General features: G+C 59.8%; 1 protein-coding gene and 1 other annotated feature. The gene reads right to left on the bottom strand.

Features of this window, described 5'->3' with window-relative positions; genetic code table 11:
- Positions 1 to 34: 34 nt before the first annotated feature.
- Positions 35 to 1,272, bottom strand: a protein-coding gene (locus PCE31106_RS23850; RefSeq protein ID WP_150564892.1) for an IS3 family transposase whose coding sequence is annotated in 2 segments (ribosomal slippage) — positions 35 to 981 and positions 981 to 1,272 — 1,239 coding nt in all. Because the reading frame shifts where the segments join, the coding sequence is not laid out codon by codon here.
- Positions 875 to 991 (bottom strand) — a sequence feature (AL1L pseudoknot). It overlaps the preceding gene by 117 nt.
- Positions 1,273 to 1,322: the final 50 nt, after the last annotated feature.

Raw genomic sequence — 1,322 nt, forward strand, 5'->3', positions numbered from 1 at the left:
TGAACCGCACCGGGAATCGTGGAGGCCGGTTGGTTTAAGTTAATGCAGGCATGTCAGCGATATTTCTGAGTTGCCCGTAGTAGTTTGCCTCAGCCTCGGCGGGCGGGATATAGCCCAGCGGTTCCATCAGTCGATGATGGTTGTACCAGGCCACCCATTCCAGCGTTGCCAGTTCGACGGATTCCCTCGTTTTCCACGGGGCGCGCCGATGAATTAGCTCTGCCTTGTACAGGCCGTTGATCGTTTCAGCCAGCGCGTTGTCGTAGCTATCGCCACGGCTGCCGACAGAAGGCTCGATGCCCGCTTCTGCCAGACGCTCGCTGTAGCGAATGCTGACGTATTGCGAACCCCTATCGGAGTGATGTATCAACGTCCCGTCGCCGCCCGGTTGCCGCGCGTACAGTGCTTGCTCAAGTGCGTCCAGAACGAAGTCCGTGGTCATCGACGAACTAACTCTCCAGCCAACGATACGGCGGGCGAACACATCGATCACGAACGCCACATAGAGCCAGCCCTGCCACGTCGAGACGTAAGTGAAATCCGACACCCAGAGCTGATTCGGTCGCTGCGCCTTGAATTGCCGGTTGACCCGGTCCAGCGGACGCGGCGCGTTTGTATCGGGAATCGTCGTGCGAACCCGCTTCCCGCGAACCGCACCACGTAAGCCTTGCTGCTTCATTAGCCGACCAACCGTGCAGCGGGCCACCACGATGCCCTCCCGGTTCATCTGCTTCCAGACCTTTGGCACGCCATAGACCTGCATGTTGGTCTGCCAGACACGTCTGATCTCGGGTTGCAGAATCTCGTCGCGTTTCTCGCGGGCGCAGCGTCGGGATGGATCACGAAGCTGTGCCGCATGGCGTCGGTAGCCCGACGGGGCAATCCGCAAGACCCTGCAGATCGGCTCAACCCCGAAGGTGTCTCGATGCTGGTCGACGAAGGCTTTCAGGACTTGAAACGGCGGTCGAGCTCCGCCTGGGCGAAAAACGCACTTGCGACCTTGAGAATCTCGTTGGCGCGGCGTAACTCCTTGACCTCACGTTCCAGCGCCTTGAGCCGCTCGCGCTCATCGGTGGTCACGCCATCACGCTCTCCCTGGTCGACCTGATCGCGCTTGACCCATTCGTGCAACGTCTGCGGCGTACAGCCGATCATTCGTGCGATCGATTCGACCGCCGCCCACATCGACGGATGTTCGCTACGCTGCTCGCGCACCAAACGTACCGCTCGCTCGCGGACTTCCGGGGAAAACTTCGTTGCTTTCTTGTTCATGGCTCGATTCTCTCAAGAATTCGAGCCTCCACCAAATCCGGTGTGGTTCA

Source organism: Pandoraea cepalis, from assembly GCF_902459665.1.
Taxonomy (GTDB): domain Bacteria; phylum Pseudomonadota; class Gammaproteobacteria; order Burkholderiales; family Burkholderiaceae; genus Pandoraea; species Pandoraea cepalis.